Origin of the sequence: Ralstonia soli (assembly GCF_023955655.1) — a bacterium.
Classification (GTDB): Bacteria; Pseudomonadota; Gammaproteobacteria; order Burkholderiales; family Burkholderiaceae; genus Ralstonia; species Ralstonia soli.
In genome coordinates, this window is record NZ_JAMXHT010000004.1 from 219,830 (window position 1) to 242,840 (window position 23,011).

The 23,011-nt window shown below is 65.1% G+C and carries 24 protein-coding genes and 1 pseudogene; 12 read left to right on the forward strand and 13 right to left on the reverse strand.

What is annotated here, in order from left to right; translation table 11 throughout:
- The first annotated feature begins 87 nt into the window (after positions 1-87).
- From NG900_RS11245 to NG900_RS11270, 6 genes are read left to right on the forward strand one after another with little or no spacing between them, the layout of a single operon-like run.
- Positions 88-1,158 carry a LacI family DNA-binding transcriptional regulator gene (locus NG900_RS11245; RefSeq protein WP_252680168.1) on the forward strand — a complete coding sequence of 357 codons (1,071 nt, stop codon included), beginning with the start codon at positions 88-90 and terminating at the stop codon, positions 1,156-1,158.
- Positions 1,155-2,186, forward strand: coding sequence for an ABC transporter substrate-binding protein (locus NG900_RS11250; RefSeq protein WP_252680170.1), 1,032 nt, complete (start codon positions 1,155-1,157; stop codon positions 2,184-2,186). Before NG900_RS11245 ends, NG900_RS11250 begins: the two co-directional genes overlap by 4 nt.
- A gap of 2 nt (positions 2,187-2,188) precedes the next feature.
- Positions 2,189-3,040: an ABC transporter permease gene (locus NG900_RS11255; RefSeq protein ID WP_252680172.1), complete on the forward strand. Its 852-nt coding sequence runs from the start codon at positions 2,189-2,191 to the stop codon at positions 3,038-3,040.
- Positions 3,037-3,831 (forward strand): ABC transporter permease, encoded by a 795-nt coding sequence (locus NG900_RS11260; protein ID WP_252680174.1) that lies wholly within the window; start codon positions 3,037-3,039, stop codon positions 3,829-3,831. Before NG900_RS11255 ends, NG900_RS11260 begins: the two co-directional genes overlap by 4 nt.
- Positions 3,831-4,904 (forward strand): ABC transporter ATP-binding protein, encoded by a 1,074-nt coding sequence (locus tag NG900_RS11265; RefSeq protein WP_252680176.1) that lies wholly within the window; start codon positions 3,831-3,833, stop codon positions 4,902-4,904. The genes NG900_RS11260 and NG900_RS11265 overlap by 1 nt, the downstream gene beginning before the upstream one ends.
- A complete protein-coding gene (locus tag NG900_RS11270) occupies positions 4,904-5,752 on the forward strand; it encodes a phosphodiesterase (protein ID WP_252680178.1) in 849 nt (282 codons plus the stop codon). Before NG900_RS11265 ends, NG900_RS11270 begins: the two co-directional genes overlap by 1 nt.
- A gap of 6 nt (positions 5,753-5,758) precedes the next feature.
- On the opposite strand, the gene NG900_RS11275 is transcribed toward NG900_RS11270, so the two are convergent.
- Positions 5,759-5,971: an HP1242/YdcH family protein gene (locus NG900_RS11275; protein ID WP_252680180.1), complete on the reverse strand. Its 213-nt coding sequence runs from the start codon at positions 5,969-5,971 to the stop codon at positions 5,759-5,761.
- Positions 5,972-6,258: 287 nt separating this feature from the next.
- Here NG900_RS11275 and pdhA point away from each other — a divergent pair, with 287 nt between their 5' ends.
- From pdhA to NG900_RS11290, 3 genes are read left to right on the forward strand one after another with little or no spacing between them, the layout of a single operon-like run.
- Entirely contained in the window at positions 6,259-7,344 is a 1,086-nt protein-coding gene (gene pdhA / locus NG900_RS11280; RefSeq protein ID WP_252680182.1) for a pyruvate dehydrogenase (acetyl-transferring) E1 component subunit alpha, read from the forward strand.
- Positions 7,337-8,317 carry an alpha-ketoacid dehydrogenase subunit beta gene (locus NG900_RS11285; RefSeq protein ID WP_252680184.1) on the forward strand — a complete coding sequence of 327 codons (981 nt, stop codon included), beginning with the start codon at positions 7,337-7,339 and terminating at the stop codon, positions 8,315-8,317. The genes pdhA and NG900_RS11285 overlap by 8 nt, the downstream gene beginning before the upstream one ends.
- Before the next feature lie 3 nt (positions 8,318-8,320).
- Positions 8,321-9,439, forward strand: coding sequence for a dihydrolipoamide acetyltransferase family protein (locus NG900_RS11290; protein WP_252680186.1), 1,119 nt, complete (start codon positions 8,321-8,323; stop codon positions 9,437-9,439).
- A gap of 10 nt (positions 9,440-9,449) precedes the next feature.
- On the opposite strand, the gene NG900_RS11295 is transcribed toward NG900_RS11290, so the two are convergent.
- From NG900_RS11295 to NG900_RS11305, 3 genes are read right to left on the reverse strand one after another with little or no spacing between them, the layout of a single operon-like run.
- Complete coding sequence (locus NG900_RS11295; protein WP_252680188.1) at positions 9,450-10,925, reverse strand: amidase; 1,476 nt, start codon at positions 10,923-10,925, stop codon at positions 9,450-9,452.
- Between the two features lie 20 nt (positions 10,926-10,945).
- Entirely contained in the window at positions 10,946-12,157 is a 1,212-nt protein-coding gene (locus NG900_RS11300; protein ID WP_252680190.1) for a M20 aminoacylase family protein, read from the reverse strand.
- Positions 12,158-12,188: 31 nt separating this feature from the next.
- Positions 12,189-13,490 carry an MFS transporter gene (locus tag NG900_RS11305; protein ID WP_252680192.1) on the reverse strand — a complete coding sequence of 434 codons (1,302 nt, stop codon included), beginning with the start codon at positions 13,488-13,490 and terminating at the stop codon, positions 12,189-12,191.
- 232 nt (positions 13,491-13,722) lie between these two features.
- Between NG900_RS11305 and NG900_RS11310 the strand changes: the two genes are divergently transcribed.
- Positions 13,723-14,640: a LysR family transcriptional regulator gene (locus tag NG900_RS11310; RefSeq protein ID WP_252680194.1), complete on the forward strand. Its 918-nt coding sequence runs from the start codon at positions 13,723-13,725 to the stop codon at positions 14,638-14,640.
- Between the two features lie 73 nt (positions 14,641-14,713).
- On the opposite strand, the pseudogene NG900_RS11315 reads toward NG900_RS11310, so the two are convergent.
- The 4 genes and pseudogenes from NG900_RS11315 to NG900_RS11330 all read right to left on the reverse strand — a co-directional run.
- Positions 14,714-15,478 (reverse strand): annotated as a pseudogene (locus tag NG900_RS11315) (transposase family protein); the annotation flags it as partial.
- Positions 15,462-15,632, reverse strand: coding sequence for a helix-turn-helix domain-containing protein (locus NG900_RS11320; RefSeq protein ID WP_315862369.1), 171 nt, complete (start codon positions 15,630-15,632; stop codon positions 15,462-15,464). The gene NG900_RS11320 and the pseudogene NG900_RS11315, both read right to left, overlap by 17 nt.
- A gap of 182 nt (positions 15,633-15,814) precedes the next feature.
- Positions 15,815-16,153: a zinc ribbon domain-containing protein YjdM gene (locus tag NG900_RS11325; protein ID WP_252680196.1), complete on the reverse strand. Its 339-nt coding sequence runs from the start codon at positions 16,151-16,153 to the stop codon at positions 15,815-15,817.
- 113 nt (positions 16,154-16,266) lie between these two features.
- Complete coding sequence (locus NG900_RS11330; RefSeq protein ID WP_252680198.1) at positions 16,267-17,253, reverse strand: hypothetical protein; 987 nt, start codon at positions 17,251-17,253, stop codon at positions 16,267-16,269.
- A gap of 357 nt (positions 17,254-17,610) precedes the next feature.
- On the opposite strand from NG900_RS11330, the gene NG900_RS11335 reads away from it, so the two are divergent.
- Both NG900_RS11335 and NG900_RS11340 read left to right on the forward strand, forming a co-directional pair.
- The gene (locus tag NG900_RS11335; RefSeq protein ID WP_252680200.1) at positions 17,611-17,958 is read left to right on the forward strand and encodes a hypothetical protein; all 348 of its coding nucleotides are present in this window, start codon (positions 17,611-17,613) and stop codon (positions 17,956-17,958) included.
- Positions 17,959-17,965: 7 nt separating this feature from the next.
- Positions 17,966-18,175 carry a DUF1653 domain-containing protein gene (locus NG900_RS11340; RefSeq protein WP_252680202.1) on the forward strand — a complete coding sequence of 70 codons (210 nt, stop codon included), beginning with the start codon at positions 17,966-17,968 and terminating at the stop codon, positions 18,173-18,175.
- A gap of 47 nt (positions 18,176-18,222) precedes the next feature.
- On the opposite strand, the gene NG900_RS11345 is transcribed toward NG900_RS11340, so the two are convergent.
- From NG900_RS11345 to bioA, 5 genes are all read right to left on the reverse strand, one after another.
- Positions 18,223-18,750 carry a hypothetical protein gene (locus NG900_RS11345; RefSeq protein WP_252680204.1) on the reverse strand — a complete coding sequence of 176 codons (528 nt, stop codon included), beginning with the start codon at positions 18,748-18,750 and terminating at the stop codon, positions 18,223-18,225.
- A 152-nt stretch (positions 18,751-18,902) separates the two neighbouring features.
- Complete coding sequence (locus NG900_RS11350) at positions 18,903-19,421, reverse strand: hypothetical protein (RefSeq protein ID WP_252680206.1); 519 nt, start codon at positions 19,419-19,421, stop codon at positions 18,903-18,905.
- Between the two features lie 57 nt (positions 19,422-19,478).
- The gene (gene bioD / locus NG900_RS11355) at positions 19,479-20,168 is read right to left on the reverse strand and encodes a dethiobiotin synthase (protein WP_252680208.1); all 690 of its coding nucleotides are present in this window, start codon (positions 20,166-20,168) and stop codon (positions 19,479-19,481) included.
- A gap of 1 nt (position 20,169) precedes the next feature.
- Positions 20,170-21,417 (reverse strand): 8-amino-7-oxononanoate synthase, encoded by a 1,248-nt coding sequence (gene bioF, locus NG900_RS11360; RefSeq protein WP_252680210.1) that lies wholly within the window; start codon positions 21,415-21,417, stop codon positions 20,170-20,172.
- Entirely contained in the window at positions 21,404-22,819 is a 1,416-nt protein-coding gene (gene bioA / locus NG900_RS11365) for an adenosylmethionine--8-amino-7-oxononanoate transaminase (RefSeq protein ID WP_252680212.1), read from the reverse strand. Before bioA ends, bioF begins: the two co-directional genes overlap by 14 nt.
- Positions 22,820-23,011: the final 192 nt, after the last annotated feature.

Here is a 23,011-nt window from a genome sequence, read left to right on the forward strand (position 1 = left end):
GAGCTGCTGCAGCGCAGCATCGACTGTCATGAAACGGTCACTCCGGGTGCCTAGGATGTAAACGTTTACAAATTCTGCGGAGGCGCTGTGGGAAGCAGCATCAAGGATGTGGCCTCGCATGCCGGCATCTCGATCGCGACGGTGTCGCGTGCGGTCAATACGCCGGAACGGGTGAGTGCGTCGACGCTCGCCCGCGTGCAGGCCGCCATGGACGCGCTGCAATACCGTCCGAATGCGCTGGGCCGCCAACTGCGCGCCGTACGCACCGGCTTGCTGGGTGTGGTGCTGCCGTCGCTGTCCAACCCGGTGTTTGCCGAATGCATGCAGGGCATCGAGGAAGCCGCGTCCGTCACCGGCCAGCGCGTGATGCTCATGACCACCGCCTATGACCGCGAGCGCGAAGCCCGCGCCATCGAAACCATGCTTGAGCAACGCGTCGACGGCCTGATCCTGACGGTGGCCGATGCGGCCGCCAACCCGCACCTCGATCGGCTGGACGCCGAGCACGTGCCCTATGTGCTGGCCTACAACGAAACCGCCGGCCAGGCACGCATTCCCGGGCGATGCAGCGTGACGGTCGACAACCGCGCCGCCGCCCGCGACGCCATCCGCGCGTTGCTGGAACAGGGGCATCGGCAGGTCCGCATGCTGACTGGCACGCTGGCGGCGTCTGACCGCGCGGCGCTGCGCCACGACGGCTATCGGGAGGCGCTGGAAGCTGCCGGCATCGCCCCGCAACCGCCCATCGAAATCGACTTCAACGCCGACGCCATGCTGCCGGCCGAACTGGCCCGCTTGCTAGCGCCGCCGCGTCCGACCGCCATCTTCTGCAGCAATGACCGCCTGGCGCTGCTCACGATCCGTTCGCTGCGCGAAATGGGCCTGCGCGTGCCTGAAGACGTCAGTGTGGTCGGTTTCGACGGCTTGGCGATGGGGCAGTGGCTCTCGCCCACGCTGGCGACGGTCGCGCAGCCGCATCGGCGCATCGGGGCGGATGCCGCCCAGGCGCTGGCCCGCCGCATCGCCGGCGAGGTGGTGCCGTCGATCACGTTGCCGCACCGGCTGCTCGCGGGCGGCACGCTGGCCAAGGCGCCGGCCGAAGCCCCTCTCTCCGTTGTTTCTTCCCTCACGTCTGATACGCAAGGAGCGTCTCGATGAAACGTCTCGTTCAATGGCTGCGTGCATGCGGCCTCGTGGCTGCTGGCGCATTGGCTGCCGCCGCACCGGTGCAGGCTCAGCCGGCCGGCCAGCAGATCGCCATCTGCTACAACTGCCCGCCGGAATGGGCCGACTGGGCCAGCCAGATCAAGGCCATCAAGGAAAAGACCGGCATCACCGTGCCGTTCGACAACAAGAACTCCGGCCAGGCCATCGCGCAGATGCTGGCCGAAAAATCGCACCCCGTGGCCGATGTGGCCTACCTGGGCATCACGTCCGCGTATCAGGCCAAGGAGAAGGGCCTGGTCGCCAACTACAAGCCCAAGCACTGGGACGACATTCCCGCCGGCATGAAAGACCCGGACGGCGCGTTCTTCTCGATCCACTCCGGCACGCTGGGCTTCTTCGTCAACAAGGATGCGCTGGAAGGCAAGCCCGTGCCGCGTTCGTGGAAAGACCTGCTCAAGCCCGAATACAAGGGCATGGTCGGCTACCTGGACCCGAGCAGCGCCTTCGTCGGCTACGTAGGCGCCGTGGCGGTCAACCAGGCGCTGGGCGGCACGCTGGACAACTTCAGCCCGGCCATCGAGTGGTTCAAGCAACTGAAGAAGAACGCGCCGATCGTGCCGAAGCAGACGGCCTACGCCCGCGTTGTGGCGGGTGAAATCCCCATCCTGCTCGACTACGACTTCAACGCCTACCGCGCCAAGTACAAGGATCACGCCAACGTGGAGTTCGTGATCCCGCAGGAAGGCACGATTGCCGTGCCCTACGTGATGAGCCTGACCGCCGGCGCGCCGCATGCGGACAACGCCAAGAAGGTGCTCGACTTCGTGCTGTCCGACGAGGGCCAGACGCTGTGGGCCAACGCCTACCTGCGCCCGGTGCGCGCCAATGCCATGAGCAAGGAAGCCGCGTCGCGCTTCCTGCCCGCCAGCGAATATGCCCGCGCCAAGACGGTCGACTTCAACAAGATGGCAGCCGGCCAGCAGGCATTCGGCACGCGCTATCTGAACGAGGTGCGCTGAGCATGAGCACCGTCACCCGAACCACCTTGCCCGACGATGCGGTACTGCCCGCACGGTGGCGGGTGGCGCTGCTGGCACCGGCCGTCGCGCTGTTCTGCGCGTTCTGGCTGCTGCCGATGGCCGCGCTGCTGCGCGTGAGCGGCAGCGAGGGCGTGATTGCCACGTACACGGCGGCACTCACCACGTCGCGCTACCTCGGCAGCCTGTTTTCGACGGTGGTGCTGTCGGCGGCGGTCACGCTAGCCACGCTTGTACTTTCGACCATTGCGGGGCTGTTTCTTGTACGCCACGACGTGCCGGGCAAGCGGATGATTACCGCCATGCTGACGTTTCCGCTGGCGTTTCCGGGCGTGGTGGTCGGCTTCATGGTGATCCTGCTGGCCGGCCGCCAGGGCCTGCTGGGCGATGTCACGCACAAGCTCATCGGCGAGAAATGGGTCTTCGCCTATTCCATCGGCGGCCTGTTTCTCGGCTATCTGTATTTCTCGATTCCGCGTGTGGTGCTGACGGTGATGGCGGCGGCGGAAAAGCTCGACCGCTCGCTGGAAGAGGCGGCGCGCTCGCTGGGCGCATCGTCTTGGCAGGTGACGCGCGACGTGTTGGTGCCGGGGCTGGCGCCCGCGCTCATCGCCTCGGGGGCCATCTGCTTTGCCACGTCGATGGGCGCGTTCGGCACGGCCTTCACGCTTGCCACCGATATCGACGTGCTGCCGATGACGATCTATACCGAGTTCACCCTCAACGCAGGCATTGCGATGGCGGCGGCGCTGTCGGTCGTGCTGGGTGTCGTGACGTGGCTGGTGCTGGCGATTGCGCGCACAGCGAGCGGCAGCCCTACTGGAGCGGCAGCATGAAGCGCGCGCTATCCCTTGCTCAGTGGCTCATCACTGTCCTGCTGTGCCTCTTCCTGATCGTGCCGGTCGTCCTGTCGATGGCCGTGGGCCTGACGCGCAACTACATCCGCGGCTTCAAGAGCGGCTGGACGCTGGATTGGGTCGCGCAGGTGTGGGACATGTATCACGCGTCGATCTGGATGTCGCTGCTGGTGGCGCTGTGTACGCTGGTGATCGTGCTCGCGGCAGGCGTGCCGGCCGGCTATGTGCTGGCCCGCCGCCAGAGCCGCACGAGCCGCCTGATCGAAGAATTCCTGACGCTGCCCGTGGCGTTGCCTGGCTTGGCGACGGCGCTGGGGCTGATCGTGGCGTACGGCGGCTTTGGTAGCTTTCGCGAGAGCCTGTGGTTCATCGTGGTGGGGCACGTGGTGTTCACGCTGCCGTTCATGGTGCGCTCGGTGGCGGCCGTGGCGTCGGGGCAGAACCTGAAGACGCTGGAGGAGGGCGCCGCCAGTCTGGGTGCAACGTTCGCTCAGCGCTTTCGCACCATCGTGCTGCCGAATGTGCAGCCCGGCATCCTGGCCGGTGCGCTGACGGTGGTGACGCTCTCGGTGGGCGAGTTCAACCTCACGTGGATGCTGCACACGCCCGAAACCAAAACCCTGCCGGTCGGCCTGGCTGACACCTATGCGTCGATGCGGCTGGAGATTGCCAGCGCCTACACGCTGATCTTCTTCGTCATGATCGTGCCGCTGCTGGTGCTGATGCAGCGCTTTGGCGGTCTGCGCGTGAACAACGGAAAGGCTTCCTGATGAACAACGAACCCCTTCATTTGGCACCCGTGCCGATCCGCCTGCGCGGCTGCGGCAAACACTTTGGCGGCCAACGCGTGCTGGAGTCGATGGACCTCGACATCGCAGCCGGCGAGACCGTCGTACTGCTCGGCCCCTCGGGCTGCGGCAAAACCACCACGCTGCGCATCGTCGCCGGGCTGGAAGCGCCGGATGCCGGTGGCACCGTGCATTTTGGCGACGAGGACGTCACCGCGCGCCCGATCGAGCGCCGCCGCGTCGGCATGGTGTTCCAGAACTACGCGCTGTTCCCGAACCTGAGCGTGCGCGGCAACGTGGAATACGGCCTGCGCATCCAGCGCCGGCAGAACGGCTTGTCTGACACGCAGATCAGCGCCCGTGCCGACACGCTGCTGGAAATGATGCATCTCACGCCGTATGCGGATCGTGGTGTGAATCAGCTCTCCGGCGGCCAGCGTCAACGCGTTGCATTGGCTCGCGCCCTGGCACCTGAGCCGCGCGTGCTCCTGCTCGATGAACCGCTCACGGCACTTGACGCCAAGCTGCGCGAATCCGTGCGCGCCGAGATGGACCGCCTGCTGCGCAGCCTCGGCATCACCACCATCTATGTCACGCACGATCAGGAAGAGGCGATGGCGCTGGCCGATCGCATTGTCGTCATGGACGCCGGACGCATCGCGCAGATCGGCACGCCGCGTGAGATCTACTTCCAGCCGGCCAACCGGCATGTGGCGGATTTCATCGGCATCATGAACCGGCTCGATGGCCTACGACGGGATGGCGTGTTCGTCTGTACCGGCGGTCGCGTGCCCGTGTTGGGAGGTGAGGGCAAGGATGGAAACGATGTGGTGTTCTTCCGCCCGGAAGATGCGGTGCTGGCCGATCCGGCGCACGCAGCGCTCAGGGGCACGGTGGAATCAGCTGTGTTTCTCGGCTTCCGCACCCGCGTGCGTGTGGCGGGCGTGTCGGCCACGCCATTGTTCATCGATGTGCCCGGGCGCCAGCACTTTGCGCCGGGCCACGCGGTCGGCTTCGACGTGCCCGCTGACCGCCTTCTGACTTTGCAAGCCTGATGCATTTCCTGCAACTGACCGATCTTCATATCAAGCGGCCCGGGCGACTGGCCTACCGGCGCGTGGATTCCGCCGACTATCTGGCGCGCTGCGTCGCGCATATCCTCGCCCAGGCTGAGCGGCCAGCGGTGATTGTGCTGACGGGCGACCTGGTCGATGCCGGTGCGCCCGAGGAATATGCGCACCTGCGCGCCGTGCTTGCACCGCTGGATGCCGCCGGCATTCGCATGCTGCCGGTACTCGGCAATCACGATGGCCGTGAGGCCGCGCGCGAAGCGTTTGCCGATTGGCTCGCGCCCATTCCGGCTGAGGCGCAGGACCCCAACGCCTTCCAGTACTGGACCGACATCGGCGACGTGCGCCTGATCGCGCTCGACACGCTGGACACCGGCCACCCCGGCGGCCGCCTGGGCGTGCGGCGGCTTGACTGGCTGGCCGATACGCTGGCGCAGGAAACGCAGCGCCCCACCGTCATCGCCATGCACCACCCGCCGTTTGCCACGGGCATCCGGCACATGGACGTGCAATCGCTGGCTGAAGACGACATCGCACCGCTCGCGCAGATCGTGCGTGCCGCCGGCAATGTCGAACGGATCCTCTGCGGCCATCTGCACCGCGCCATCGACGTGCGCTTTGCCGGCACGGTGGCGTCGACGTGTCCGTCACCGGCGCATCAGGTGGCGCTCGATCTTGATCCGAAGGGGGAACCCGGCTTTGTGATGGAACCGCCCGCCTACAAGGTGCATGCCTGGGTGCCGGGTCAGGGGCTGGTGAGCCATCTGGCGTATGTGGGCAACTTCGATGGCCCGCACCCGTTCTTCGAACCCGATGGGCGGCTGATCGATTAGTTCAGCCTAGACGGCCGTTTGCAGGATGGCGCGCAGTTCGCCCTCCAGCGCTTGCTTCTCGCGCTTGAGCCTGGTCAGCACGGGCAGGGCCGGTCTGGCCTTGGCGGATTCCATGTTGCGGACATGTTGATTCAGCGCGTCGTAGCGCCGGACCAGCCTGGAAAATTGGGCGTCTTGCGCCTTGAGCTGCGCGATGCGTTCGTGGCAATCGGAGAACATCCTGGCTCCTTGAAAAAGTGGAAAGCCATTGTCGTGTCACGCTTTTTCGATGGTCTTGAGTTGTGTTACCTAGCTCGTTGAAAACTGTGACGTGGCCGCTGGGGGCGGGTGTTTCCCAGGCTTGGAACTCGCTTCGCTGCATCGCAAAAACGCAAGCGGAGCACTCGACTCAGCCGAAAGGCTGGGCTTGTTTTCGGGCGGGCAGCGTCTAGTGTGGAAAGAGAACGCACGCGGGCAACTCCGCGGCAGACGTCCCACTTCCACAAGAAGACGAGGGGGCTGCAGCCATGACCACAGTCGGCAGCTTTCAGATCGATTTCCTGCAATACCTCGATCGTGAGGGCAAGCCGGTTCAGCCATTGCCGGCATTTGCACAGGACGCGCAGGCGCTGATCGCGCTGTATCGCGCCATGGTGCTCACACGCGCGTTTGACGCCAAGGCGGTTGCGCTGCAGCGCACGGGCAAGCTCGGCACCTTCGCGTCGTCTGTCGGGCAAGAGGCGATTGGCGTGGGGCTGGCGAGCGCCATGCGCCCAGAAGACGTGCTGTTTCCGTCCTACCGCGACCACGCTGCGCAATTGCTGCGCGGCGTCACCATGGCGGAGAGCCTGCTGTACTGGGGCGGCGATGAGCGCGGCAGCCAGTTCAGCGCCGTCCCAGAGGATTTTCCCAATTGCGTGCCGATCGGCACCCAGGTCTGCCACGCGGCGGGCGCAGCCTATGCATTCCAGTTGCGCGGCGAGGCGCGGGTGGCGGTCGCCATCCTGGGCGACGGCGGCACGTCGCGCGGCGATTTCTATGAAGGCATGAACTTCGCGGGCGTGTGGAACGCGCCACTGGTGATCGTCATCAACAACAACCAGTGGGCGATCTCGGTGCCGCGCAGCCGCCAGACCGCTGCGCAGACGCTGGCGCAGAAGGCCATCGCCGCAGGTATCCCCGGCCTGCAGGTCGACGGCAACGACGTGATTGCCGTGCGGCAAGCCGCGCAAGACGCGATCAATCGCGCAAGAGCAGGGGGCGGCCCCGCACTCATCGAAGCCGTGACGTACCGCCTGGGCGACCACACCACGGCGGATGACGCCACACGCTACCGCGACTCCGACATCGTCAAACAGGCGTGGCAGACCGAACCCATCCTGCGGCTGCGCAACTACCTGACAAGCATCAACGCTTGGGACAAGGCTCAGGAAGAGCAGCTCGGGCGCGCGTGCTATGCCCAGGTGGAGGAAGCCGTGGCCGCGTACCAGGCGGTTGAATACCCGGCCCCCTCCGCGATGTTCGATCACCTGTATGCGACGTTGCCCGCCGCGCTCGAATGGCAGCGCGCCATGGCGCTGGCGTTTGCTTCCAACGGGGCTGACCATGGCTGACGTCAACCTGGTAGAAGCGGTGAACATGGCGCTGGCGCATGCGCTGGAGCACGACCCATCCGTTGTGCTGATGGGCGAAGACATCGGCGTGAATGGTGGCGTGTTTCGCGCCACGGTGGGCCTGCAGGCGCGTTTCGGTCCGCAGCGCGTGATTGACAGCCCATTGGCGGAAACGGCATTGGCCGGCACCGCCATCGGCATGGCAGCGATGGGGCTGCGGCCCGTGGTCGAAATCCAGTTCAGCGGCTTCATCTATCCGGCGCTGGACCACGTGCTAAACCACGCGGCGCGGCTGCGCAACCGCACACGCGGGCGGCTGTCGTGCCCGATGGTGATCCGCTCCCCAAGCGGCGGCGGCATTCACGCTCCGGAGCACCACTCGGAAAACCCGGAAGCGCTGTTCACACACATTCCGGGGCTGCGCGTGGTGGTGCCGTCCTCGCCGGCGCGGGCGTATGGACTGCTGCTGGCCGCCATCCGCGACCCCGATCCGGTGATGTTCTTCGAGCCGACCAAGCTCTACCGCGTGTTCCGCCAGCCGGTGGAGGACGACGGCCAAGCACTGCCGCTGGACACCTGCTTCCTGCTGCGCGACGGCACCGACGTGACACTGGTGAGCTGGGGCGGGGCGCTGCAGGAAACCCTGGCCGCCGCGGATCGTCTTGCCGAAGACGGCATCGCCGCAGAGGTAATCGACGTGGCCACGCTCAAGCCGCTGGATATGGACTCGATCCTGACATCGGTGGCCAAAACGGGCCGATGCGTGATCGTGCATGAGGCGGCGCGCACGTCGGGCTTCGGCGCAGAGATCGCTGCCAACATTGCAGAGCACGGTCTGTACTCGCTGCTGGCACCGGTGCAACGCGTGACCGGCTACGACGTGGTTATGCCGCTGCCCCGGCTCGAGCATCACACCCTGCCGAGCGTCGCGCGCATCATCGCGGCGGTCAGGAAAACAATGGAGGGCAGCTAAGCGATGATCGTCTTCAAACTGCCGGACCTCGGCGAAGGGTTGCAGGAAGCGGAGATCGTGCAATGGCACGTCAAGGCGGGCGACGATATCCAGGCTGACCAGCCGCTGGTGTCGGTCGAGACGGCCAAGGCGATTGTCGAGATTCCATCGCCGCAATCGGGGCGGATTGCCAAGCTGTTCGGCCAGCCGGGCGACATCGTGCACATTGGCGCGCCGCTGGTGGCGTTCGAAGGTGCTGGCGCGGAAGATGCCGATGCAGGCACGGTGGTCGGCCAGATGCCAGCTGGCCAGCATGTCGTGCGCGAGGCGCCGGCCGCAGTAGGGGGCGGTGGTGGCGCCTCTGGCGGCGGGGTGAAGGCAATGCCGGCGGTTCGCGCGCTGGCACGCAAGCTCGATGTCGATCTGTCGATGGTCACGCCATCGGGGCCCGACGGCGTGGTCACTGCCGCCGACGTCGAGCGCGCCGCCAAGACCTTTGCCGAACTCGGCCCGCCCGAGGTGTTGCGCGGTGTGCGCCGCGCCATGGCGCAGAACATGGCACGCGCGCAGAACGAAGTGGCCGCCGCCACCGTCATCGACGACGCCGACATCCACGCCTGGGTACCCGGCACGGACGTGACCATCCGCCTGATCCGTGCGCTGGTTGCTGGCTGCCGCGCCGAGCCCGGACTCAATGCCTGGTTTGATGGCAACGCGGGGCGCCGTCACGTGGTGGAAAAGATCGACCTGGGGATCGCCGTGGATTTGCCCGACGGGCTGTTCGTGCCCGTGCTGCGCGACGTGGCGCATCGGGATGCCGCCGACTTGCGCGCGGGTCTGGAACGCATGCGCGCCGACATCAAGGCCCGCAAGATCCCGCCGGAAGAGCTGCGCGGCAACACGATCACGCTATCGAACTTCGGCATGATCGCGGGCAAGTACGCGGCGCCGATTGTCGTGCCGCCCACGGTGGCCATCCTCGGCGCCGGTCGCATCCACGAGCAGGTGGTGGCGGCCAACGGGGTGCCGGCAATCCATCGCGTCCTGCCGCTGAGCCTGACGTTCGACCATCGTGTCGCCACTGGGGGCGAAGCGGCACGGTTCCTGGCGGCGGTGATCGCTGATCTGCAGGCGGCCGAATAGCCGGGGGAAATCAGCCCAGCAGCGGCGATACCCTGCGTGCTGGCGCACAGGCCTCGTGCCATGCCGAGGCCAGTTGCAGCAGGGCGAAGTCGGAGCGGGGCGGGGCCAGCACCTGCAGGCCCAGTGGCAGGCCATCGGCTGTGAAACCCGACGGCAGGCTCGCTGCCGGCACACCTGCCAGCGTTGCCCCGATCACGACCTCCATCCAGCGGTGATACGTGTCCATGCTGCGACCGGCCACCGTGCGCGGCCAATGTTCTTCTGCCGGGAACGGCGCGATTTGCGTACAGGGCAGAACGAGGAAGTCGTATTGCCCAAACTGGTTCAGCAGCGCCTGGTACCAGTTGCCGCGCGTCGTTGCGGCGCGGTTGATATCGATCGACGTCCGGCTGCGGCCGTGTTCGATTTCCCAGATGGCCTCGGGCTTGAGGAGGTCGCGCGTAGCAGCGTTGGCATACAGCGGCCCCAGGTTGCCCGACACGATCAGTGAACGCAGCGTGCACCAGCATTCCCACAGCGCATCCATCGCGAAGAAGGGCTGTACGGTCTCGACGTGGCAGCCCAGCGTTTCGAACATGTCCAGCGCCTGCTCGTTGACGGCCAGGACTTCGGGGTCGACGGCAAGGTAGCCCCCAAAGTTGCCCAGCCACCCGATGCGGGCATGCCGGAAATCGCGGTAAAGCGGTTTCGTGAAACACGACGGATCGTCGCTCAACGACAGCGGCGCACGTGGGTCGTAGCCGGCCTGCGTGGCGAGCAACCAGGCGAGGTCTTCCGGGTTGCGGGCCATCGGGCCTTCGGTGCCCAGTTGCTGAAAGAAGCCGTCGATGGCCGGGCCATAGGGCACACGCCCGAGGCTGGGGCGAAGGCCGTAGATGTTGTTCCAGGCGGCCGGATTGCGCAGCGAACCCATCATGTCGCTGCCGTCGGCTACGGGCAGCATCTGCATGGCCAGCGCCGTTGCCGTTCCACCGCTGCTGCCGCCAGCGGAACGCTCGGGGTTCCACGCGTTGCGCGTGATGCCGTACACGCCGTTATAGGTGTGCGAACCCAGACCGAACTCCGGCGTGTTGGTCTTGCCGATCAGCACCGTACCCTGGCGGCGGATGCGCTCGACGACGATGCTGTCGTGCGTCGGCACGTTGCGCGCCATGGCCAGACTGCCCATCGTCGTTGCAATGCCGGCGGTGGCCGCCAAGTCCTTGGGCGCTTGCGGAAAGCCGTGCATCCAGCCGCCCGACAGGCCTTGCGAGAGCAGCACGTCGCGCTGGCGCGCCTGATCGATGGCGGACTCTGCATCGATGCGCGCCACAATGGCATTCACCGACGGATTGTGACGATCGATCTGCGCGAGAAACGCTTCCATGACCTCCACGCACGACACATCGCGCGCGTGGATGTGCCTGGACAGCTCGATCGCACTCCATTGCACGATCTCTTCGTTGGCGGCCGCAGCGGTGGCTGCCTGGCTGAGGTTCGCTTGCATGGCTTGACTCGACGTTTTCTTTACGCGCGCAGGTAGGTCTGTGCGAGGCGCACCCAGGCAGCCGCACCCAGCGGCAACACCTGGTCGTTGAAGTCGTAGCCTGGGTTGTGCACCATGCAGCCGCCGAACTCGCCTTCGCCGTTGCCGAGAATCAGGTAGCAGCCCGGTACTTCGTTGAGCATCCAGGCGAAGTCTTCGCTGCCGTTGAGCCCCTTGGGCGCCTGCGTGACGACGTTGTCCGCACCCACCAACTCGGTGCAGACCCGCTGGGCCAACTGGGTCTCGGCCTCGGTATTGACCATGGGCGGCGTCAGTTGACGATAGTCGATCTCTGCTTCAACGCCATGGGCCTGCGCGGTGAGGCTGACGATCTCGCGGATGCGCTGCTCCACCAGCGCACGCGTTTCCGGCCGGGCTGCGCGCACATTCAGGCCGATCGTCACCGACTCGGGAATCACGTTGTGCGTGGCACCGCCGCGAATGAAGCCGACCGACACCACGGCCGTATCGTCAGGCGCGACATTGCGTGCCACCACGGTCTGTAGCGCCGTGATGATGGCGGCAGACGCAGCAATCGGATCGCGCGCGCGGTGCGGCATCGCGCCGTGCCCGCCCATGCCCTTGATGGTGACGTCGGCCACGTCCGAAGACAGGCTGACCGGCCCCGGCAGTACGCGGAAGCTGCCGGCCGGCACACCCGGCATGTTGTGCAGGGCAAAGACGGCATCGCATGGGAAGCGCTCGAAGAGCCCGTCTTCGATCATCGCGCGCGCGCCGCAGAGGTTTTCTTCGTCGGGCTGGAAGATGAGGTTGAGGGTGCCGTCAAAGTCGCGGCTATCGGCCAGCGCCTTGGCCGCAGCCAGCAGGATGGCGGTGTGCCCGTCGTGGCCGCAGGCGTGCATCTTGCCGTGGACGCGGCTCGCATACGGCAGCCCGGTGGCTTCAACCACGGGCAGGGCATCCATGTCGGCACGGATGCCGAGGCGCCGTGTGCCGTTGCCCAGCTTCAACTGGCCCACCACACCGCTCTTGCCAATGCCGGTGTGCACTTCGTAGCCCCAGCTCTTGAGCAGATCGGCGACCAGCGTGCTGGTGGCACCCACCTCGAACCCCAGCTCGGGCTGCGCGTGGATCTGGCGGCGGATGTTGACGAACGTTTCTGCATCGATGTGCACCGGCGGAAGCAGGTGCGGCAACAGCTGGAAGGGCGTGAGCGTCGGGGCTTTGGTCATGTCGAGGGGCTCCTGGCTGGAATTGGGGGGATTAACGGGACTCGGGCACTTCGCGCAGGGTCATCACCGTCAGCAGGGTGACGGCGGCGCACGCCATCATGTAGAAGGCCGGGGAGAGCGGATTGCCGGTGCGGGCCAGCAGCCACGTCACGACAAACTGGCACGAGCCGCCAAACACCGTCACGCCGATCGCGTAGATCACTGACAGGCCGCTGGCGCGCACCTTGATGGGCAGCAACTCCATCATCATGAGCAGCATGGGTGTAGTGCCCAGGTACAGCGTGCCGGTCAGCAGCGCCGACAGCGCCAGCACCAGCGGTACGCTCGGGTAGTGCGTCATCAGCCAGAAAGCCGGATAGAGCAGCACCACCGTCACCAGCGTTGCCCCGACCACCAGCGGCTTGCGGCGCGGTAGGCGATCGGCCAGCCAACCCGAGAGCAGCGATGCGGCAAAGCTGGTCAGGCCCGTCACGCAGCCCGCCAGCAGCGACAACGACGCCGGCAGATGCAACTCGCGGATCATGTAGGTCGGCATGAAATAGATCACCAGATACGTGCCCACCGTACCGCCGATGATGGTGAGAACGCCCTTGACCACCAGGCCACCGTGCTCGCGGAACAGCAAGCCCAGCGGGCTCGATTCGTGGGCCTCCGCAGTGTGCGTTTCATCCAGGTGCGCACGGATGTAGAAGCCCACGGGTGCGATCAGCAGGCCCAGGAAGAACGGCACGCGCCAGCCCCAGCTCTGCAGCGCTTCCGGCGACAGGTTGCCGTACAGCACCGCGGCTGTCAGCGCGCCGCACAGGGCGGCAATGCCCTGGCTGCCTAGCTGCCAGCTCACGCGAAAACCGCGGCCCTTGATGCCGCCCGACTCCATCAGCATGGCGGTGGACGCACCGATCTCGCCGCCCAGCGAAAAGCCCTGCAACAAGCGTCCCGCCAGAATCACCAGCGGGCCGAACAGGCCGGCCGTCGCGTACGTGGGCGCAACCGCCAGGCAGAGCGTGCCGACCACCATCAGGCCGATCGTCAGCGTCATGGCCGCCTTACGGCCGTGGCGATCCGCGTAGTTGCCGATGACGAAGCCGCCCAGCGGCCGCATCACAAAGCCGATGCCGAACGTGGCCACCGCCAGCAGCAGCGAGCCGTACGCGCTGTCGGACGGGAAGAACAGCTTGCCGATCATCAGCGCAAAGAAGCTGTAGACCGTGAAGTCGTACATCTCCAGCGCATTGCCGATCGAGCACGCGGCAATCAACCGTGCCTGGCTGGTGGGCTTGGGCGCGGCTACGGCCGCGGCGGGCAGGGCCGGCTGCAGGGTGGCGTCGTTCATGGGGGGGGGCTCCGTCCAAGATGTTGGGGAAGGGCTTCTGCGAGTCCTTGGCGATGAAGTATTCCGGGAATGGCCGCGCGGAAAAAATCGCAAATTTTCATCCCGATAACCAAATAGAATCACCGTCATAACCGGCGTGTATCCGCTATCAGGGAAAGCCCGCGAGGCTTTGCCGCTGCGGGTGACCCGGCAACCACATGCACGATCGTGCGCAAACAGGAAGGAGAAGCCTGTGAAACTGCACCAGTTGCGCATCCTGCTGGCGGTGGCACAGCACGGCAGCATCCACGAGGCTTCGCGCGGGTTGCATATCTCGCAGCCGGCGTTATCCAAGGCGATTGCCGAGCTGGAGCGGGAGTTGGGCGTCACGCTGCTGTCCCGTTCGGTGCGCGGCGTGAGCCTCACAGCGTATGGGGTGGCGCTCGTCAAACGGGCCAGCGTGGTCGAGCAGGAGCTGCGTCACGCCCTGGAAGACATCGAATCCATTCGCGGACACGCCGACGCGGAACTCAATATCGGGTTTACCGCCGTGGCCTCCAGCGGGCCGTTGCCGGACGCCATGGCGGCATTCCGCACGCGTTTTCCCAGTGTGGCGCTGCGCGGTTTCGAGCAGCGATCGCAGCAGATTCTGGAAGGGCTGCGCGAAGGCCGGCTCGATCTTGGACTGATCTCCACCAACAGCGGGCCCGGCACGGGCAGCTTCCAGTGGGAGCCGTTGTTCTCCGTGCCGATGCGCCTGGCTGTGCGGCCCGGCCATCCGCTGCGACGCACGCGCCGGCTGCGTTCGCTGGTGGATGCCGACTGGCTGGTGCTGGACCCGCTGGACGACCCCGGCAGCCCGCTTGCGAGCCTGATGCGGCTGCACCGGCTGGAGATGCCGCGCCGCATCGTGCAGAGCGGGTCCAATCTGCTCGGGCTGCAGCTGGCGACCAAGACAGACCTGGTCAGCATGTGGTCGGGGTTCGTCTTTGCCGATAACCTGGGGCCGCTGCGCACGATCCCGGGCGCGCTGGAAGTGTTGCCGATGGAAGACGAGCTGCCCGCATTCAGCGTCTACATGGTCTACCGGTCAGCCGATCTGATGACGCACGCCTGCACGGAATTCAGCAAGGAGGTTCGGCATTTGGCGCAGCGGTATCGGCTTCGCTGAGCATCGTGCTTTTGAACGACTGGTGGGCGCCTATTGTCCAGCCCACTTTTAGTTGACATAGGGCCAGCCAAATTCAAATGTCGGCACGGGCGTGCGTTTTGTGGCCAGTTCGATTCTTCTTTGCAGTGATCGGCAGGGCAGTGGTCCGGGTGACCGGCATGTTGCTGGGCTGGCATGGAGCGACTTGTTGGAGGGCCCGCTCCAGGTCCAGCCGGTTGATCAAGCGCTGCCGCTTGGTGGCCGGCGCCGGTCGGTGCGGCCGCGGTGGCTCGCCCGCCAAGGTGCGCGAGGGCCCGACCTGCCGACGATCGTCGCGCTGCGCCTGCAGTTCGGCCGCCACCGCCAGCACGTGCCCCAACCGTTTGTGCTCCACGATCGCGCCCTGGTCGATCTGCGCCAGCCGGTCATAGGTGGTGTAGGGCAGGGAGGCACCCTCGGCCCACAACTCGATCCGCCCATCGGGAGACTCCGCCACCTCGATGTAGCGGTGAATCAAGCCGCGGTGCTCCGGCCGGTCCTCCAGCAAGTACATCACCTTGGCGTACTGCACGGTCAGGCTGGCCGATACCTTGCGCCACTCGCGCCAGCAGAAGACCCGTTCCAGGTCCTCATCGCCACGCAGCGGCCGGTGCGCATCGAAGTCGCTCCTCGGTTCCTTGGCAAAGCGCGCATTGAAGTCCGCCATGAACGCCGGCACAAACGCGTTGGCCGCCGCCATGCTGCTGATGCCGCGCAGGCGCAACTCCTTGACCAGGCGGTCCTGCAACACCCCGTTCATGCGCTCCACGCGGCCCTTGGCCTGGCTCGTGTTGGCACACAAGCTATCGATGTTCAGCTCGATAGCGCAGCACCAGACGTTCCACTTGCCGTCGTGACAAGCCCAGCCGCTCAGCCGCGCGCCAAATCGCCAAGCCTTGGTCAGCAATCGCTTGAATCACCTTGAACCGGTTCAGTTCACGCATCGTCATGGTGATGGTCTCGGGCTTCGGCATGGCAGCCTCCGGTCTCGGACAGACGGGAAGCCGCCAGCATGCCTGCGTTGGCCTAGGGGTACGACATTTCTATTTGGCTCAAATGCGACATTACTAATTGGCTGTGACACATGAATGACGCATAATTTGCATTATGTTAAATATTGGATCGACCGGCATCCCGGTCTCGAGCCAATACCGCTCTACGCCTTCTTCAAGAACTCCGGCTTGAGCAGATAGCTCACCCCGTCGATCTTGCAATCAATCGGATGGTCGCCCGACACCAGCCGGATGTTTTTCACCTTCGTGCCAGCTTTGAGCGTGCCCGACCCGCCTTTGAGCTTCAGGTCTTTGACTAGGGTTGCAGAATCGCCGGCGTTCAGCGGATTGCCGTTGGCGTCCTTGATGACTGGCGCGGCCTCCTCCTCGTCCATTGGCGCCGACGGATTCCATTCGTGCGCGCAGTCCGGGCAGATGTAGAGATCGCCGTCCTGGTAAGTGTTCTCGGAGGCGCAGTGCGGGCAGGCGGGAATCGTGGACATGGCAGATGGCGAAAGTGTTCGAAGGGGCCGCACTATACCAGCCAGCCCCCTTCCTCGGATTGAGCTCCCGGTCTTCAACCGCGGAATGCGGTGAGCAAACGAAAAGAACAGGCCTAGTTCGCGAACAGACTCTCCAGTGCGCTGGTTGTTGTCGGTACAGTCGCTGTGACGGTGCCCGTCTTTCCTGCGTCGATGGCAAGTACGACATCACCCGTGGCGGCAAAAGATGCCTTCACCTGATCTTCTGTCGTGGCAAGTGCGATGGAGCCTGCGCTTGGTACACCTGTGGCGCCCACGGCCAATGGCGAACTTGTACTCAATAGGAGGTTGGCGCTGCCCGAGGGCGTCATGAAACCGAGGTTTCCGGAAAGACTGACCTCGTCTGTGAATGTGAGTAGCGAAAGACTGTCATCCAGCCGCCAGCCAGCCAATGCAATAGAGTCTTGGACACCGTTGACATTGCGGTTCACCGTTGCATTGTTGGATGTCGCGACGTATTTCAGCGTGTTGTCGGGTTGTGGAACCGATTTCGAAATCGTCATGGTTCCATTGAACGTCATTGAAGTGGTGCCAGCTTGGGCGTACAGGTTATTTGCGGTCGCGTCGGCAACAAATGAGAAATTCTGCAGATTGGCTGTAGGTTGCGAGGCGGCCTTGATTGAAAACGTCATTCCACCATTGAGTGTTGTCGCCACCGTTGTGCCCGCCAAGGTCATGCTCTCCTGACAATTCGAGAACGCTATGCTCGCCGTGTCACCCGCTGTGATGCTGTTGGAGTGATCGTTATCGTTGAACGTGATCGATGCTGTTCCGCCGCCCGTGCAAGCGCCGCCAACCGTTCCGGGGCCGCTTTGACTGGCGGCAGTGATGACCGAGAACAAGGTAATCGCGTAAAAGCTGTAGGTGTCGCGTGAGCCGAAGTATGTATAGGCAGCGGCGGTTCGCGCATTCAAGTAACCATTGGCTGGGTCCGATAGTTTGATGGAAGAAGGTTGCAGCGGTGCTGGCATCGTGGCGGGGCCTCCGTCATCGCCACCACCGCAAGCCGCCAATACGGCGGCCATCGCCGCTACCAGAGTTGTTTGTAGCAGTGTCTTCACAGCGCGCTCCTTATTCTTTGTCCAACGCGGGTAAAAATAATTAACCCCAGGTATCAGATTACGCGAAGTGAAACTGGTCAATCTTTGATATTCAAAATTCCATGATCCATCGCAATTTTTAATAGCAGGTGGTATATCTTGCTGCAGCAGAAACTGCCTATTATTCAAATCTGGCATTCATTCCATGTTTAACAATTCCGCGCACGACCGTCCAAGGATTGAGCAAAATCAATCCATCAGGCAAAAAGATAGGAACCAGACCCATACGCTGTCTCGCACAGGGGCCGAAAAGGGATTCACCGCCGTTCGGTATGATCGAGACTTCGATGACCATTGTTGATGAACAGGAGAAGCACCATGGGCGAAGCCAAACGACGCGGCTCACAGGCCGACCGCATTTCTCAGGCGCACGCCCGGCTGGACGCGCTGCGGCCCGAAAAGCTGGTCTGCGGCGCCTGCCAGACCGCCTTTACCGAGTTTGAAGGGATGGAGCCGCGCGACATGCCCGGCATCCACGCCATCTTTGGCGGAGAATGCCCGAACTGCGGCGAGAGCGTGATCTCGTTCAACGGCGAGCCGGAAGCCGTGGCCGCTGCCATGCTGGCCTATCAGGACGCCATGGAAAACGCCAAGCTCGGTGCGCAGACGCAGGAAGGCAAGCACGTGCCCTACGTCGACGAAGAAGACAAGCCCACGCAACACTGAGGCCGCCATGCAGAGCACCCCGGCGCGCCGCTATCGCCACTACAAGGGCGGCGAATACGAATGGCTGTGCGAAGCCACGTACGAGCCCGATCCCACCATCAAGATGACGGTCTACCGCGCAGCCAACGGCACGATCTGGACGCGTCCGTCGACCATGTTCCATGAGATGGTCGAGGTCGACGGCCGGCAGGTGCCGCGCTTCGCGCGCATCGACTGAATGCCGGTCACGGCGCTCTCGGTACAAGCGGGCCTGCGGGCCCGTTTTTACGTACTTGCGTGGCCGGACCGGTTGCGCTTGAACCAGGCATGCTCGCCCGGCGCCCAGTCGCGCCGCTCGAAGGTGATGTGCACCCGGCGTGAGACCTGCAGATAGACGCCGCAGGTCAGCAACAGCGAGACAGCCACGGCCGCCCCATCGATTAAGGTTGCGCGCGCGTCGGGCATGCCGCCCGCCATCAGCATGAGCCCGATCAGCGGCGGCAGCAGCGTCATGTGGGCGAGCGTGGCAAGCCGGAAGGCGCTGTCGTGCGTGGTGGCCAGCACCAGCACCGTCACGCTTGAGATCAGATACAGCATCGTTGTCAGGTTGACGGCCCCGCTGCCCGGCGTGTTGGCGTTGAAGAGATCGGCGCCGGCCATCTGCAGCGCATCAACGGACAGGCCCTGCCAGAACACCCACGTTGGCCCGGCAATGACCATCGCCAGCACCCACGGCAGCCATCCGGCAATGCCGTACAACGGATGATGTTCCGCTGCGGTTGGGTCGAGCTCGACCCAGTGATGCGTCAGCATGATGCACCCCCAACAATGCGCCCGTTCTGATGACGGATTGCCCCGGCAGGCACCCACGGCGCCTGTCTCCCCTGCTCTCTAGCTTAGGTCGCGGGGCAAGGCCTGCAATGTCGGAGGAACCCTGAACGCACAAGCGAATTGCGCCGTATCCACTACCGCCGGAAGAGTCGCGGGCGGTCCGGATCGTAGAGCGGGTCGGGCGTGATCTGCGTGAGTTGCAGCACGCCGGCGGGGTCGAAGTAGAAATGCATCAGCGACGGCCAGACATCGTCCGCCTTGAAGCGGTAAGACCACACCAGCCGGTCCATGCGTGGGAAATACGCCGTCTCGACCGGTTGGCCGAAATGCCGCAGCACGTCATCCTTGGTCCACACGCCGACCTTGGCCTGCGCAAATTCGAGGCTGCTCAAGACCTGCTTGAAGGCGATGAGCTTGCCGCTGGCATCAAAGTCGGCCGCGTAGGTGAACTGGCCATACGGCTTGGTCGGATACAGCCAGCGTGTGCCACCGTCGAGCGGATAGGACTCGCGCGGCGGGCCGAACTGCGCCTGCACGGCGGGCTCGTCTGCGCCCACCAGCCGCTGTCCCCGCGTGACCGGAGATTCCAACGCCGCACATCCGGCCATTGCCGCGACCACCGCCGCGATTGCCAGCCAACGCATCATGCGCATGACAGCCCGCTCCATCCAATCCAATTCAGGACAGACAGTTTACCGCTGCGCTGCGGCTCAACGCGCAAGCAATGGGGCGATGTCGAGGTGTGCTGCGGCAACGCGTGCGTCCGCGCGCGGCAATCGCGGGATGGTGCCCAAGTGCGGCGCATTGATCCAGCGGCGCAGGGTGGCAACGTTGTCGTCCAGCCCGGCCATCGATGCATCGACCACATTGCCGACCCAGCCGGCAAGGTGCAGCCCACGCGTGGCGATGGCCTCGGCGGTCAGCGCCGCGTGGTTCAGACAGCCCAGGCGCAGGCCCACCACGAGCACCACCGGCAGGCCCAGGGCTACGGTCATCTCCGCCGTATCAAAGTCGTCCGACAACGGCACGCGGAAGCCGCCCACGCCCTCCACCACTACGGCATCAGCCAACGATCTCGCTTGTGCGAACGCGTCGAGAATGGGCGGCAGCGTAATCGTCACGCCCTCGCCTGCGGCGGCGAGATGGGGAGACATCGGTGCATCCAGCAGCCACGGGCAAACGGTTTCGAGCGGCAGGTCGACCGAGGATGCAGCGCGCAGCTGTTCGATGTCTTCGTTGGTACGTTCGGGCGCGCCGGGCAGCGTGCCGGCCGCGATCGGTTTGAGGCCGGCAGCACGGTAGCCGGCATCCGCGAGCTTGGTCAGCAGCGTGGCGCTGACCAGCGTCTTGCCGATCTCCGTGTCGGTGCCGGTGACGAAGCAATCGAAACGCGCCGGCATGTCAGGCTGCCTTGGCGGGCTGGAGCGATTGTCCGGCCGCTTCCAGCGCCTGGGCCAGGCGTTCGATGTCGTCGTCGGTATGGGCTGCCGACAGCGTGATGCGTAGGCGCGCCGTGCCCACGGGTACCGTCGGCGGGCGGATGGCCGCGATGCGGATGCCTTCGCGCTCCAGCGCGGCGGCCAGGGCCAATGCGGGTGCGTTCTCGCCGATCACGATCGGCTGGATGGCTGTGGGCGACGGCATCCACTGCCAGCCAAAGCGCGCCGACAGGCGCTGCGCGTGCGCACTCCACACAGCGATATGGCGGTCGAGGCGCGCACGGCGCTCGGCGCCCTCCTCGCTCGCAATCAGGTCCAGGGCGGCCAGCACCGCGCAGGCGATACCCGGCGGCGTGGCGGTCGTGAAGATGTACGTGCGGGCTCGCTGGACCAGCCAGTCGATCACCAGGCGATGCGCCACGATGGCCGCCCCAGACCCGCCGGCCGCTTTGCCGAACGTGCCGACGTAAACGATGCGTTCCGATTGCAGGCCGAAGTGCGACAGCACGCCGGCGCCCTTCTCGCCGAGCACGCCCAGCCCATGCGCGTCATCCACGATCAGCCAGGCGTCGTAGCGCTCGGCCAGCGCGAGCAGCTTGGGCAGCGGTGCAATGTCGCCGTCCATGCTGAACACGCCATCGGTGACGATCAGCTTGTTGCGGCTCGTGCTGGCGGCCAAGAGCGCCTCCAGCGCAGCCATGTCGACATGCGGATAGACCTTCACCGGCGCCCGCGACAACCGCGCGCCATCGATGAGCGAGGCGTGGTTCAGCGCGTCCGAAAAGATCGTGCATTCCTCCGTCGGGCGAATGCCGCCCGCCTGCGCCATGGCGCTCACCACGGCCAGGTTGGCCATGTAGCCGGTGCAGAAGAACAGCGCATCCGCATCGGGAATGTGCGCCGCCTGCATGGCCGCCATACGGGCTTCCAAGTGCGCATGCGCAATCGAATGGCCGCTCACCAAGTGCGAACCGCCGCTGCCGAAACCGTATTGACGTACGCCCTCCACTGCGGCTTCGGCCAGCGCGGGATGCGCCGCAAGGCCAAGGTAGTCGTTGCCGCAGAAGCCGAGAATGTCGCGTGGCTCGCCACCTTGTATGCTGATGCGCTGGCTGCGGTCGGTGGGGCTGTAGGCGGTACGGCGCACGCGGCGCAGGTGTGCGGCATCAATGGCGTCCAGGCCCGCCTGGAGGTCGTCAAGCAATTGCATAGGTGTGTCCTTCGGTGTCGCCAGTGGCTTGGGCGAGAGTGTCTTCCAGCGTCTGCAGCGTGCGTTCGACCAGGGTGTCGGTCTCCTCATCGCTCAGCACATAGGGCGGCAGCAGATAGACGGTGTTGCCGATCGGGCGCAGCAGCAGCCCGTGCGTGCGCGCCGTCAACGCAAATCGTTCGGCAAAGCGTGCGCCGGCCACTTCGGGGTGCACGTCGAAGGCGGTGATCATCCCGGTCTGCCGGACGTGAGCGAAGCGTGCATCGTGCGACAGCAGCGCCAGCCCCTGCGCGATGCGCGCGGCGGTCACGCGGTTGCGAGCGAACACGTCTTCCTCGGCAAACAGATCCAGCGTCGCCAGTGCTGCGCGGCACGCCAGCGGGTTGCCGGTATACGAATGCGAATGCAGGAAGCTGCGTACCGGCGCATCGTCGTTGAACGCGTTGTAGATGGCATCGCGCGACAGCACGATCGACAGCGGCAGATACCCCCCGCTGATGCCCTTGGACAGGCACAGCAGATCCGGCCACACGCCAGCCTGCTCGCATGCGAAGAAGGTGCCCGTGCGCCCGCAGCCGACGGCAATCTCGTCCGCAATCCAATGCACGCCAAATTCATCGCACAGTGCACGTACGCCGCGCAGGTAGCTCACGTCGTGCATGGCCATGCCGGCTGCGCATTGCACCAGCGGTTCGATGATGACCGCGGCGACGGCGCCCGCGTTGGCAGCGAGGCAATCGCGCAGCGCGGCCAACGCGCGTTCGGCCACATCGGCGGCGGTTTCGCCCGGGTTGGCCAGGCGCGCATCGGGCGACGGCACGCGGTGCGACTGCAGGATCAGCGGGTCATACGCATCGCGGAAGATCGCCACGTCGGTCACGCCCAGCGCACCGAGCGTTTCACCGTGGTAGCCGTGTTCCAGGCAGACGAAGCGGCTGCGTGTGCCCTGCCCTGCATTGCGATGCGCGTGAAAGCTCATCTTGAGCGCGATTTCCACGGCCGAGGCGCCATCCGAGCCGAAGAAGCTGTGGCCGAGCACGCCACCCGTCAGGTCGATCAAGCGTTCGGCCAGCTCCACCGCCGGGCGATGCGTAGCACCAGCCAGCATCACATGTTCGAGCGAATCGAGCTGCGTCTTGAGCGCGGCGTTGATATGCGGATTGGCGTGGCCGAACAGGTTCACCCACCACGAACTGGTGCCGTCCAGGTAGCGCTTGCCATCAAAGTCGATCAGCCACGGGCCTTGGCCGCGTGCGATCGGCAGCGGCGGCATGGCATCGAGCCGTGCGTTTTGCGTGCACGGATGCCAGACGGCCGCGCGGCTGCGCGCCTGCCAGGCCGTGTTGGCCGAGCGGGCACCTTGCGCGCCGGCAGCCGGCACAGGAATGGGGGGATACGCCATACGAACCTCCAGTCAACACCGCCGGCCCGCAGCATGCTGCAAAGCGGAGCCGGCACATGGCGGCGTATGGTAGGTGGCTTGCCGATCAAACGACAAGCAAACAGATCACCGATTTTTGTCGGCGTGATCACCGTTGAAGCGCGATGATGGGCGCTTTATCCGGAGATATGCCGTGTCCTGCTTCGATCTCGC